Consider the following 11821-nt stretch of genomic DNA (forward strand, 5'->3'; position numbering starts at 1 on the left):
TATAGTGCTGCTATAACAGCATACCCACCGGGAATATATCAGGCTAAAAAACACCCACTGAGACAGCGGGAAGTACACACTGGCCGTTCTGATTCAGCGAAAGAACAATGGTTGATCACGTATTCCTGAACACCTCTTTTAATAAACTGTTGCACTAAGGTTTATATTAACGCACCGCGAATCAAAGGTAATACCCGGCCATATATCATTTTAAGCATTGGCTTAGCTGAATAAATAGAGGTAATAACAGATAAAACCGGACCACCTCAGAAAAAAGCACTGGAATATTTCACCGCACGTTTTCCGATAATTTTTCCGGAGGCCTCTGCACTCAGGCAGAGGCCTGGCCTGTAGTTAAATCGTTAGCGAATAACCTGCCAGAGGGATTGCGTTGCTTCTGGCGTCCAGTGTGCCATTGATGGGTGTCCCTGCAGACAGCGATACTCTTTGCCTTTGTAGGTCACAATATCGCCCGGTTTATAGTTCACACCGGTTTTCCAGGCTGCTGACGGCGAAGGTGCGGGAGCGGGTTCTGGAGTTGGTGCTGGTGCTGGTGCTGGTGCTGGTGCTGGAGTCGGTGCTGGAGCTGGTGCCGGCGCAACTGCGCTGGCCTGCGTTTTAACCTTCAATGCAGCACTCGCCAGTGACGTTTGTCCTTTAGCATTTTCAGCCACTACGGTGTAGCTATAGGTTGTCGCGGCTTTCAGACCCGTATCGGTAAATTGGGTTCCCGCCAGCGTGCCGACCCGGATGCCATCACGCAGGACCTGATATTTTACCGCACCGGAAACCCCTTTCCATTTAATACTCAGGTTTGTTTCTCCGGCAGAGATCAGGCTCAGGCTGGCTGGGGCCGCCGGGGCCACAGACCCGGCCTCAGGAGCCGGAGCCGTTTTCACTTCCACCTGATTACTGGCTTCAGAGAGATTGCCTGCCGCATCGCGTGCTTTGACGGTATAGCGATACGTCACGCCACCCAGCTCTGTGTTGGTGTCGGTCCAGTGGGTATCTGTTGTTGAGCCTACCGCCACGCCGTTGCGCAGAATCGAATAACTCATCACGCCCACGTTGTCGGTTGAAGGCTGCCACACCAGCATGATGGTTTTATCGTTTGCCATCACTCTGAGGCCGGTCGGGGCCGTTGGGGCGGTCACATCCGGAACTGCCTGATCGCCGGACATCAGGTCAGCCCGCTCTTTCATCTCGTTGAAGTAATCTACCTGCTGGGCAAGGGACGTCTGCTGATCATTTGCACCCAGCGTCCAGATGAAGAAACCACCATAACCGTTTTCTGCCTGCCATCCCGCACGGTTAACGTTAGTCTGACGATTTTCTACAAAGCGCCCTTCTGGTCCCCACTGAGAGTTAATCGTCTGACCGAGGACAATTTTACGCTTATCACCCACAGCGCGAGCGTAGTTGGCCATCGCTACGTCATATTTAAAGTTTCGACCTGCGTCATAAGCCATCACGTTAAAGAAGTCGAAAACATCCTTGCCTTTGGTCAGCAGCGGCAGGACTTCACCGTGATGACTGGAGCGCGATGATTCGGTGAATGAGCAGTTTTCAGTGACCGTGCTGGACTGGCACGCTACCGGGTCAGCGCCAACGTGATAGGTCGTCAGGCTGATCAGTTTTTTACTGCCAGAAGCGTTGAGCAGCTCGCGCACACGCTTTGCTACCGCCAGCACGTTGTCATTCTCTTCTGGCGTCAGACGCGCCACTTTTTCAAAGTCAAAATCAATCCCATCGAGCTGTACGGTTCCCGCCAGCTGATTGACGCCCATATCGCACGCCCCTGACCAGTTGGTGTGCAGACACTGGCCGGTCATCTCTTCAGGCTTCAGGTTCTTCTGGTAAACCGGGTAATTGGTTTGCAGCATTTTGACCAGATTCTGTGCCAGATTTTCGCGCGTTTGTGGGGAAGCCAGATACGCCCACATGGACTCATAGGTTTCACCGCCGAAGGCGACCATCATTTTAATACCTGGACGGGCCAGCTTCAGTCCGCTCCAACCGCTGTAAGCGGAGGCCTGGATGTACCAGGGATCGTAGGTCGGCATGCTAACGATATTATCAGAGCTGGATATGTTACCGTTCGCATCCCAGCCTCCGAATGAAAGCAGCAGCGTATTGGCTTTAACATCTTTGAGGGTCTCAACAGACCCTGCACCGATTCCCCCCCAGGAAGTCAGATAAGAAACCGCGTAGTGCTCCTGCGCAGCAAAAGCCGACTGTGCCAGGAGGGCACCGCCGATTAAAAGAGGTAACGTTAGTTTTTTCATGACATATCCCATGTTTTTATTGAATACAATATTTGTTACTGCACTCAGTATTACGCTCTGCTTTAAAAAAATCTCTGGGGATATTTTCTTTTACTTTCAGAAATGAGGTAAACCAGACAAGAAGTATCTTAAATAAAAGAGGATAAGAAATTCCTTAATCCTATGATGTTTATTCTCAGATAAGAAAAGAAGCCGTACCTTCTCCCCTGGCGCTATTTAATTAAGAATCCTTCCTCACTTAACAGCATCTCTGATAAAGAGGTATTTAAATGAATAGTCAAACCCGGTTGCTTCATCAGCAAGGGGGGTTCACCTTGCTCGAACTGCTGGTCGTCCTGATGATCATTGCGCTTCTGGCTGGCTTTGTCGGACCCAAGGTCTTTTCTAATGTTGACTCGGCAAAAGATAAAACTGCCCAGCGGCAGATGCGCGCAATTGCAGACGCGATGGTGCAATATCGTCTTGACGTGGGGCATTATCCTGATGAATCAGAAGGATTGCGTGCGCTAACGGAAAAACCCGCTTCGGCGCAAAACTGGAAAGGACCTTACCTAAGCCATCAGGTGCCACTGGATCCGTGGGGTCAGGCTTATCAGTGGCATAACCCGACCAGAGAACAAGGTTCTATTAATGACGTCGATATTACTTCTATGGGTAAAGGCGATAAAGCCATTACGTATGGATTCTGATGATGTTACGCGCTGGATTATTATTAGTGCTATTACTCCCGTTATTTTCCGTCCGGGCTAACTGCTGGGTAGATGCGGGAGCACGCTACGGAATCGAACCTGAACTATTACAGGCTATCGCGATTGTCGAGTCGAATGGAAACACCAAAGCAATCAATAAAAATCGTGATGGATCATTTGACGTTGGTCTGATGCAAATAAATAGCAGCCACTTTAATACGCTGTGGAAATTTCGTATTAGTCAGAAAGATTTGCTCAATGATCCCTGCCAGAGTGTGATGACCGGAGCATGGATTCTGGCCGGTCAGATTCAACGGTTCGGGTATACCTGGGACGCTGTCGGCGCCTATAACGCTGGCACGGCGAATACACCTAAACGCCGGGCGCTCCGTCAACAATATATAAAAAAAGTAGCTCCGCATTATGCCCGTCTTAAGAGGCAACGGGGCCACTCATAACTGGCAGAATGAAATCTTATACTGTTATCACCCTCACCGAGGGTAAACGCGTTAGTCAGTCAGTGCTTGCGACTTCAGCCGACGATGCCGCTCTTCGCGTCACCTCGAAAGGCGGCATCGTACTGCAGGTACATGCACGGGCTGCACGTCGGGATAAACGCTTTCCGCTGAGTTTATTTTTGCAGGAACTTATCGCCCTGCTTGAAGCCGGACTTGTCGTGGTTGAAGCCATTGAAGCGCTGCGCGAAAGCAGCCGGGATAGCACGGCAACGCTGGTGCTCGATACGCTGGTGAACCGACTCTATGAGGGCGCCCAGCTTTCACAGGCCATGTCGACACTGCCTGCGCTATTTCCGACGCTGCTGATTAATACCGTGGCCTCCTCAGAACAAACCGGCCATCTTCCGATCGCGCTGACCCGCTTCCAGCATTATGAAACCCGGATGGAAATACTGCGCAAACGCATTAAAGCCACGCTGCTTTACCCCACTATCGTTATCTCCGCCGGAGTAGCGATACTGATATTCCTGCTTGGCTTTATTATTCCGCGCTTCTCCGTCGTGTTTGACGGCATAAAAGATCCCTCATCCAGCGCCCAATTAATCCTCTGGTGGGGCAAGCTGACACAAAACCACAGCACCCTGCTGATTGCCGGCTGTGCCGCCACTGTTGCCGGAATTGTGATGGCGGTAAGAAGCCCTCGCCTGCGCAAGCGTTTACTCGACATGCTGCTGCAGATTCCTCAGCTACGCCAGAAACACCAGTTAGCCATACTGGTTCGCTTTTACCGCACCCTCGGACTGCTGCTGCAGGGCGGGCTGCCCGTGCCGCAGGCGCTGACGCTTAGCCGGGACGTCCTGCCTGAGAGCCACCGCCCGCAAATTGAGCAGGTCATTCGCGATGTCGGCGCGGGCGAATCGCTCTCTCGCATGCTGGAAGCGCAGAATCTGACCACGCCCGTCGCCACCCGTTTAATGCAGGTCGGCGAGCGCAGTGGTGAACTGCCCGCCATGTGCGAGCGAATCGCCGCGTTCTACGACGAGTCGCTGGAACGTGCAATTGAAACCTTCAGCAAAGTTTTCGAACCGGTTCTGATGATCGTGGTGGGCGGCATCGTCGGCCTGGTCGTTTTTTTACTCTATATGCCCATCTTCGAGCTGGCAGGAGGATTGCAATAATGACCGATTTATCCACGCCTATCGGCAGCATCGACGCGCTCATGAAGCTCTCTGACGAGGAGCGTTGTCAGACGCTGGCGACACTCCTGGAGCATTTCCCTGAGTGTCTGCACGATACAGCCGAGGCATTAGGGATGATCCCTCTTTCGGCGGCCGACGTCACCGAAGAAAATGAGGATTTTAGCCGCCTTGCGTTGACCGAGGCCCTAAGCTATCGCGCGCTCCCGCTGCTGATTGACAAAACATTCTACGTTGCACTGACCGACCCGTTCTCCCTGATGCAGCGTCAGTGGGCCTATAGCATGAACGCAAAGCCTGCCCTGCTCTCGCTCTCCTGGCTGAACACCCGGCTGAACGAGCTTGGCAAACAGCAGAGAACGCTCGATCAGCTTGAACAGCAGAGCAGTGACGAAAGCAGCGACATGCAGTGGCTGGAGATTACACCCGCAGCCATTGCCAGCGAGCCTCATGCGGTCATCAAACTGGTCAATGCCACCTTGTTTGACGCACTGCAAAGCCGTGCCAGCGACATCCACCTTAGCGCCGTTGCCGATGGCATCGTGGTGAAATATCGCATTGATGGCGTGCTCCACGCCATCCGGCATTGCGCCGGCATTCAACAAGCCGAACAGGTTATATCCCGAATCAAAGTTCTGAGCTGTATGGATATTTCGGAGCGACGTATTCCGCAGGACGGTCGTTTTAAAGCCTTAATTCTTCAGCGGCCTGTCGATTTCCGCGTCTCTATCGTGCCCGGTATTCACGGCGAAGATGCGGTGCTGCGCGTACTGGATAAATCTCATGATCAGAATATCCAGCTCGAAACTCTGGGCTTTGATGAACACACACTCAGAGCGATTCGGCAGCTGACTCATCTTCCCCATGGCATGGTGCTGGTAACCGGCCCGACGGGAAGTGGCAAATCCACCACCCTCTATTCTGCGCTCAGCGAACTGAACAGTGGGGAAAGCAAAATCATCACTATTGAAGATCCCGTCGAGTATCAGCTCAATGGCGTGCTGCAGATCCCGGTCAATGACAAAAAGGGGCTGACCTTTGCCCGTGGCCTGAGAGCCATTCTGCGTCACGACCCGGATATTATTCTGGTCGGTGAAATACGTGATGGCGAAACGGCAGGCATTGCCGTTCAGGCTTCTCTGACCGGGCACGTCGTGCTTTCGTCAGTCCACGCTAACGATGTCTTCAGCGTGCTCGAGCGTTTTCTTTATATGCAGGTCGAACCCGCCAGCCTGATCGCCGCCCTGAACGGTGTCGTCGCCCAGCGCCTGGTCCGTCAGATTTGTCCTGAATGCGGTGAAGATGCCCCACAGCCAGAGGCGATGCCTGATGCCTGGCAGTCTGAACGGTTAGGCTCGCTGACACCCCGCTGGCGACGAGGACGTGGCTGCGAGGCATGCCGACACAGCGGTTACCGCGGCAGGCTGGCGCTGGCTGAAGTCCTGCATTTCAGCGATGCAATAAAAGAAGCCATGCTGGTCAGAGCGTCGGTTCGTCAACTTAGACAGGTCGCGCTGGACGATGGCTTTGTCCCGCTGACCACTATCGCACTCCGTGCTGTTGCGGAAGGCAAAACCACCCTCGAGGAGGTCAATCGTGTTATCGCTCACTAAGGCATGGGAGTGTGATATCTGGCCCCATGCGCTGCGCCTGCGCCTGGGCAAAAAAGTGATTGCAAGGCACGAACGCGTGGCCGGTGAAACGCTGGATACCGCCCTCAGCATGCTCTTTCGCCTGCGTTCACCGTCATTTCCGTGGCGCGATAGTGTGGCATTTAACGTTGATACTGACGATCTGATGCTAATGGTTGTGCCCTGGCAACCCGGTGTGGCAACGCCGCAGGAGCTTCTGCAACTGGCACAGCTTCAGGTCATGCAACATGACAGCGCCGCGCTGCACAAAGGGGGCTGGATGATGCGTTTTGAGTCAGCGTGCTGGCAGCAACCTGCCCTGGTTTCAGGGGTACAGCATGCCTGCTGGGAGCGGCTTAAGGCGCTGGCCCGCCGGGAGAAACTGCGCTTTCGGGGTATCGAAACCCCCTTTCAACGCCTGCTGAAATACAGTCGCCGTACGTTTCCGGAGAAAGCGCTGTTTATCACGATCAGCGCGCATCAATGCCGCATCGCCAGCCGGATTAATCGGGCCTGGCATGAGGTCAGCACGATCTCACTGCCTCAACAGGAGACGGTTACCCAGCTGCGCGTCATTGCACAACTCAGCGGTATGACCGACTGCCCTCACTACCTTTTGAACACTGAAGAAGGCGAGCCACAGATTATTACGCCTCAGGAGAAGGGGGTATGACACCACTGTTTTCACCGGCTCCACCGTGGGCGGGACGGACACTGTTGCTCACTGGCCTGCTTTGTCTGCCGGTCGCCGGATTAGTCATGCGGGAAACGTTACACCAGCAGCATCTTGAGTATCAACTCACGCAGGCAGAACAGCAACTTGCCGCTCATCAGCGCATACAGCAACAACTTCAGGCTACGCAACTGCGTCGCCAGCGTCAGTCTCATCAGTTAACGGCGATACCGCCAGCTATCCGCATGATGGATAGAGTTGGCAGCGAGCTGTCGTCTGAGATCGCCCTGCTAAGCATCAACATCGTCCCTGAAAAGCGCGATGTTCATCTGACCGTGAAAGCCACCAGCCTGAATGCCCTGATGGCTTTCAGCCAGCGCCTGCAACAGCTTCCCGCGCACGTTGCATTGCAAAACCACCGTCCCACAGAAAGCACTGAAAACGGCTGGGCTGTAAGCGCCACGCTTGACGTCAGTTTCAGCGCGGAGGATCACCATGCTCCTGAAAGATAGAGGCGCGGCCTTGCGCTGGCGCGCAGCGATCCTCTCCGGGCGAACAGGACGTCTCCCACTGCTGCTGAGCACACTGCCATGCGGACTGCTGGCCTTTTGGCTGGGCGTACAGATACCGCATACCACCGCTCAGCAGGAGAGCCTGGCGAAAATCCAGTCCCAGCTGCGCGTTCAGGTGCCACTGGATAGCCAACAGCCGGCCCTGGAGAGCCATATAACACCCAGTGAATATCAGCTGGTCGGGTTGGTGTTCGACAGGCTCAGTCAGGGTGGCCTGCGCGTGGAAGCCAGCCGATACCAGCTGGATGAGAACGCGGCCAGACCCGCTCTGCTACTGGATATTCCCCTGCAAGGCGAGTATCTGCCGCTGGTTGAGTCGCTGGAAGCGCTGGCACGAACGCTGCCGCTGGAGATCGAGCAAATAACCCTGAAGCGTGCCTCACCGCTGGAAAGCCAGCTCAGCGTAACGGTCCGCCTTCGCCTGCTGAAGGTGACGCCATGAAGCTTCCCCGTTACCTTCAGGTTGCGCTCCTGGCCACCGCCGTCGCCGTGGTATGGAGTCATTTCAATGATGATGACTCTGCGCCGGTGACACCCCAGACAATGCGGCCCGTCACGTCGCACCAGATAAAACAGACTGCAGAACCGGCCTCCACGCTCCGGCCAGAACGAATCGATCTCTTTCCGTCGCCAAAGGCTGACGCCGTAGCAGAGCAGGCAATGCCGGTTGAGCAGGCGAAGGCTGAACCGACCACGCCCGACCTGCCGCTTCATGCGCTGGGCGCATGGTGGAGCGACCACCAGCGCATCATTGTCCTGACCGATGGCGTCGACACCTGGCCCGTCTGCAGACAGTGCAAAGCGGCGGGAAAAATCTGGCTCGGCAGCGAGCCGGTTAAGGGATGGAAATTAACAGCGGTGAAGCAAGACCACCTTCTATTTGAATGGCAGTCGACCCATGCGCAGCACAGGCTGGAGCTTGGAGAGCTGCAATCGGAGCCTAAACAATAATGATGAAAATTACCCCCATTACTGCGTCCATTTTATTCTGCTTTCTGCTAAGCGGCTGTGCGAAAAATGAAATACCTGCAGCTCACTCATCCGCTATTGAGCAGCCTGAGGCATTGATGCAGCGACTCAGGGAGATTGACCAGCAACGTATCACCGCACCTCAGGACGTCAATCTGCGGGCAGAAAAAGCGAACATTTCGAGAAAGCTGGCTGCCAGCTACCTCAAAAACGCAGACCTCGCTATCCGTAAAAACAACTACCTGCTGGCTTCACAGCAATGGCAGAACGCGTTGAAATATGAGCCTGGAAACGTTATGGCTCTTCAGGGGCTGCGGAAAATTAATAGTCGTCGTGTGCTGGACACACTTTATAAAGATGCGGTGAATAATACCCACAGCAACCCGGAACGGGCCTTGCAGACTATTCAAAAGGTTCTGGAAGAAGATCCCAGCTGGCCCCAGGCGAGGGAGCTTCGCGACCATCTGCTGCGCGAGATTGCCCGTATTAACCAGCCGGAAAATCGCCTTAATAAAGAGCTGCAAAAGCGTATTTCTCTCAATTTTCGCGAGCATAGCCTGGTGGCCATCTGTAACACAATTAGCCAGATGACAGGCGTAAACATTATCTTTGATAAGGATGTCCCATCGACTACGACGGCGACGCTGATTGCAAAAAACACGACCGCAGAAGATGCTATTAACCTGATGCTGCTGACTAACCACCTGCGCAGAAAAGTGCTGAACAACAACACATTGCTGATTTACCCGGCCACCCAGCAAAAAGAGAAGATGTATCAGGACATCGTAGTGAAAACCGTATTTCTGGGATACGCCAAAGCTAAGGATGTCAATGTCGCCCTGCGCAACATGGTGAAACTGAAGGATATCCACGTTGATGAACGCACTAATTCCGTCAGTCTGCGTGGTCCAAAAGAGACCGTTGAGAAGGCCGAGCGACTGCTGGTGACTCTGGACCGTCCAGAGGCGGAAGTGACGCTTGCCGTTCAGGTGCTGGAAGTGAACTCCAGCGATATCGAAGCGCTGGGCATTAACCTGCCGCAAAAAATCAGTGCCGGTTTCGTTAGCGGCGCAGAGGATGAAGGCAGCGGGATACCGCTTAAGGGCCTCAACAGCAGTAATGTGCGGGTCAATATCGAAAACATGTCCGTTGACCTGAGAAAAGTACTGGGGAATGCCCGGGTATTAGCTAATCCCCGTATTCGCGTTAAAAACAACAAAAAGGCGCAGATTGATATCGGCGAAACGATTCCGGTTCTGACCAGTAATGTGCAGGACGGTTTCTCTCAGCAAAAAGTCGAGTATCAGGATGTCGGGCTTAAGCTTGAGGTCACGCCGGACATCAGCGTGGATAACAACATCCTGATGGACGTGAAATTTACGCTCAGCAGCCTGGGCACGGCAGAGAGGGGCGAGCACGGTACCGTCTACTACCGCACCAACAAGCGCGAGGCGAATACGACGTTAAGCAGCCTGAACGGCGAGACACAAATGCTGGCTGGTCTGATTAAACAGGAAGAAAGCGTCATTGATAGCGGTACCCCGGTACTGAGCAGTATTCCTGTTATCGGCAGGCTGTTTGGCAGTAAATCACACAATAAGCAGCGAACCGAAGTTGTGCTGTTGATCACGCCGACTATTGACCAAAACCTCGATCTGCCGGGCAGCCATATCAGTACCATTGATATGGGCACTGACGATCTTACTGGCGACAGCATTCAGCTTCGCAGCTTGCCGCAGTCAGATACCGGACAGCGTTACACTGCGCCAGAGCTTGCGCCTCCTGCACAATTTCCGGCACGCACCAGCACCCTGCCACCCCCCGTACTGGATGACAATTTCGCGCGGAATGGATCGCATTAATGAACAGCCAGCGCGGTTTTACGTTGATAGAAATGATGGTGACACTGGCAATCCTCGCCACCTTAGCGGCGGCTGCCACACCGCTGATACATCGCTTTCACCAGCAGCAGCAGGAGGCAGAATTGCGGGAGTCTCTCCGTACCCTGCGTACCGCAATCGACGCCTGGTATCAGGCTGGTAAGGACGGGAAGATTGAGAAGAAAGCCAGCGAATCGGGCTATCCCCCTGCGCTTAAACAGCTGACTGAAGGCGCAATCGATATCACTAACCCCAACGGGAATCGGCTTTATTTTCTGCGACGAATACCCAGAGATCCGATGTGTGACTGTCCGGGTCGACGGGCCGAGGATACCTGGCGACTACGGGCATCAACGCAGCCACCGGGTGACTTCAGCGGTGGCGGTAAAGATGTGTTTGACGTCAGTAGCAGCAGTACTGGCAGCGGCCTGAATGGAGTGCCCTATGCGCAATGGTGAAAAAGGATTCACCCTGATTGAACTGCTCGTCGTCATGGCGATCATCGCAACATTGCTGACGCTGGTCGCGCCGCGTTTCTTCCAGCAGGCGGACCAGGCCAAAGTGGTGGTGCAGGCGCACAATCTGAATACCCTGCGCAACGCTATCGATCATTTCCGTCGCGATCGCATTGTGGGGCCTTATAGCATGGACGAATTGATTGAAGCGGGCTATCTGCGGGAAATGCCGCTGGATCCGGTAACCAATCGCCGGGATAGCTGGGAAGTCAAAACCGACAATAATGGACAGATACTCGATGTTACTGCACCTGTCGGCGCATCCAGAGGGTCTTAATATGCCCTACAGTAAACGGCAAGGCGGTTTCACCTATCTGTTACTGCTGGTTGCCCTGTCGGCATTGGCGTTATCGCTGCTGAAAAGTCAGGAGGACGTACAGATGCGCCACACGGAACAGCAGGAAGCAGAACTGCTGTTTCGCGGTGATCAATATCGTGCGGCGATTGCCGCCTACCGCGCCGCAGGCAACGGCTGTTTTCCCGTGCGCGCTGAACAGCTGTTAATCGACAAACGTGGACCCGCGCCGCGCTATCACCTTCGTCAGGTTTGGGTCGATCCCTTAACAAACGATAAAACGTGGGGGGCTATTTACGACGCTCAGGGACGCTGGGTTGGTGTACGCAGCCTGGGCAGCGGTAAACCGCGCCGTAAAGCGGGATTCCGTCACGATGCCGAAGTGTTTTCAAAGGCCAGTAGTTATTATGATTGGGCATTTAAGGTCGATACCGATCCCAGGGCTCCTCTGCCTGCAGCCTGCGGGCGGTGAATAAACACATCCGTGCAGGCTATTCCGATGCTCAATGCACGCGGACACCCGCTTCAGCCCCGTATAAAATCAATCAGACCAGAGAGTTTTGTGCAATTTGACAATATTTTTCTTCAAATTAGTCAATATATAGAAATTACTTAATGCACAGCCCGATCATCTCATACCTTTCTTTCTTCTGGGTCG

Annotated in this window: 13 protein-coding genes; 12 read left to right on the forward strand and 1 reads right to left on the reverse strand. The window is 54.0% G+C overall.

Features of this window, described 5'->3' with window-relative positions:
• Window positions 1–362: 362 nt before the first annotated feature.
• The gene (locus ACR8BF_RS14475) at window positions 363–2285 is read right to left on the reverse strand and encodes a glycosyl hydrolase family 18 protein (RefSeq protein ID WP_434745172.1); all 1923 of its coding nucleotides are present in this window, start codon (window positions 2283–2285) and stop codon (window positions 363–365) included.
• A gap of 269 nt (window positions 2286–2554) precedes the next feature.
• On the opposite strand from ACR8BF_RS14475, the gene gspG reads away from it, so the two are divergent.
• The 12 genes from gspG (at window position 2555) to ACR8BF_RS14535 (ending at window position 11635) form a co-directional block, all read left to right on the forward strand.
• Window positions 2555–2974 (forward strand): type II secretion system major pseudopilin GspG, encoded by a 420-nt coding sequence (gene gspG / locus ACR8BF_RS14480; protein WP_314985110.1) that lies wholly within the window; start codon window positions 2555–2557, stop codon window positions 2972–2974.
• A 2-nt stretch (window positions 2975–2976) separates the two neighbouring features.
• Window positions 2977–3432: a lytic transglycosylase domain-containing protein gene (locus ACR8BF_RS14485; protein ID WP_179897142.1), complete on the forward strand. Its 456-nt coding sequence runs from the start codon at window positions 2977–2979 to the stop codon at window positions 3430–3432.
• 8 nt (window positions 3433–3440) lie between these two features.
• Entirely contained in the window at window positions 3441–4610 is a 1170-nt protein-coding gene (locus ACR8BF_RS14490) for a type II secretion system F family protein (RefSeq protein WP_292989637.1), read from the forward strand.
• Entirely contained in the window at window positions 4610–6241 is a 1632-nt protein-coding gene (locus ACR8BF_RS14495) for a GspE/PulE family protein (RefSeq protein WP_434745173.1), read from the forward strand. The genes ACR8BF_RS14490 and ACR8BF_RS14495 overlap by 1 nt, the downstream gene beginning before the upstream one ends.
• On the forward strand, window positions 6225–6932 hold the full coding sequence (locus ACR8BF_RS14500; RefSeq protein WP_179896749.1) for a hypothetical protein: 708 nt from the start codon (window positions 6225–6227) through the stop codon (window positions 6930–6932). The genes ACR8BF_RS14495 and ACR8BF_RS14500 overlap by 17 nt, the downstream gene beginning before the upstream one ends.
• Complete coding sequence (locus tag ACR8BF_RS14505) at window positions 6929–7444, forward strand: hypothetical protein (RefSeq protein ID WP_179896751.1); 516 nt, start codon at window positions 6929–6931, stop codon at window positions 7442–7444. Before ACR8BF_RS14500 ends, ACR8BF_RS14505 begins: the two co-directional genes overlap by 4 nt.
• A complete protein-coding gene (locus ACR8BF_RS14510; RefSeq protein WP_179896753.1) occupies window positions 7428–7946 on the forward strand; it encodes a hypothetical protein in 519 nt (172 codons plus the stop codon). Before ACR8BF_RS14505 ends, ACR8BF_RS14510 begins: the two co-directional genes overlap by 17 nt.
• Window positions 7943–8455, forward strand: coding sequence for a hypothetical protein (locus ACR8BF_RS14515; RefSeq protein ID WP_179896754.1), 513 nt, complete (start codon window positions 7943–7945; stop codon window positions 8453–8455). Before ACR8BF_RS14510 ends, ACR8BF_RS14515 begins: the two co-directional genes overlap by 4 nt.
• Before the next feature lie 116 nt (window positions 8456–8571).
• On the forward strand, window positions 8572–10335 hold the full coding sequence (locus tag ACR8BF_RS14520; RefSeq protein ID WP_314985123.1) for a secretin N-terminal domain-containing protein: 1764 nt from the start codon (window positions 8572–8574) through the stop codon (window positions 10333–10335).
• On the forward strand, window positions 10335–10811 hold the full coding sequence (locus ACR8BF_RS14525) for a type II secretion system protein (RefSeq protein ID WP_434745174.1): 477 nt from the start codon (window positions 10335–10337) through the stop codon (window positions 10809–10811). The genes ACR8BF_RS14520 and ACR8BF_RS14525 overlap by 1 nt, the downstream gene beginning before the upstream one ends.
• Window positions 10798–11145 (forward strand): type II secretion system protein, encoded by a 348-nt coding sequence (locus ACR8BF_RS14530; protein WP_292989614.1) that lies wholly within the window; start codon window positions 10798–10800, stop codon window positions 11143–11145. Before ACR8BF_RS14525 ends, ACR8BF_RS14530 begins: the two co-directional genes overlap by 14 nt.
• 1 nt (window position 11146) lies before the next feature.
• Window positions 11147–11635, forward strand: a complete 489-nt coding sequence (locus ACR8BF_RS14535; protein ID WP_434745175.1) for a hypothetical protein — start codon at window positions 11147–11149, stop codon at window positions 11633–11635.
• The last annotated feature ends 186 nt before the right edge of the window (window positions 11636–11821 follow it).

This window comes from Candidatus Pantoea rara, from assembly GCF_051136265.1.
Taxonomy (GTDB): Bacteria; Pseudomonadota; Gammaproteobacteria; order Enterobacterales; family Enterobacteriaceae; genus Pantoea; species Pantoea rara.

Coding starts and splice junctions, on each gene's coding strand:
- ACR8BF_RS14475 (WP_434745172.1), bottom strand. CDS start 2,285: ATGAAAAAACTAACGTTACCTCTTTTAATCGGCGGTGCCCTCCTGGCA.
- gspG (WP_314985110.1), top strand. CDS start 2,555: ATGAATAGTCAAACCCGGTTGCTTCATCAGCAAGGGGGGTTCACCTTG.
- ACR8BF_RS14485 (WP_179897142.1), top strand. CDS start 2,977: ATGTTACGCGCTGGATTATTATTAGTGCTATTACTCCCGTTATTTTCC.
- ACR8BF_RS14490 (WP_292989637.1), top strand. CDS start 3,441: ATGAAATCTTATACTGTTATCACCCTCACCGAGGGTAAACGCGTTAGT.
- ACR8BF_RS14495 (WP_434745173.1), top strand. CDS start 4,610: ATGACCGATTTATCCACGCCTATCGGCAGCATCGACGCGCTCATGAAG.
- ACR8BF_RS14505 (WP_179896751.1), top strand. CDS start 6,929: ATGACACCACTGTTTTCACCGGCTCCACCGTGGGCGGGACGGACACTG.
- ACR8BF_RS14510 (WP_179896753.1), top strand. CDS start 7,428: ATGCTCCTGAAAGATAGAGGCGCGGCCTTGCGCTGGCGCGCAGCGATC.
- ACR8BF_RS14515 (WP_179896754.1), top strand. CDS start 7,943: ATGAAGCTTCCCCGTTACCTTCAGGTTGCGCTCCTGGCCACCGCCGTC.
- ACR8BF_RS14520 (WP_314985123.1), top strand. CDS start 8,572: ATGCAGCGACTCAGGGAGATTGACCAGCAACGTATCACCGCACCTCAG.
- ACR8BF_RS14525 (WP_434745174.1), top strand. CDS start 10,335: ATGAACAGCCAGCGCGGTTTTACGTTGATAGAAATGATGGTGACACTG.
- ACR8BF_RS14530 (WP_292989614.1), top strand. CDS start 10,798: ATGCGCAATGGTGAAAAAGGATTCACCCTGATTGAACTGCTCGTCGTC.
- ACR8BF_RS14535 (WP_434745175.1), top strand. CDS start 11,147: ATGCCCTACAGTAAACGGCAAGGCGGTTTCACCTATCTGTTACTGCTG.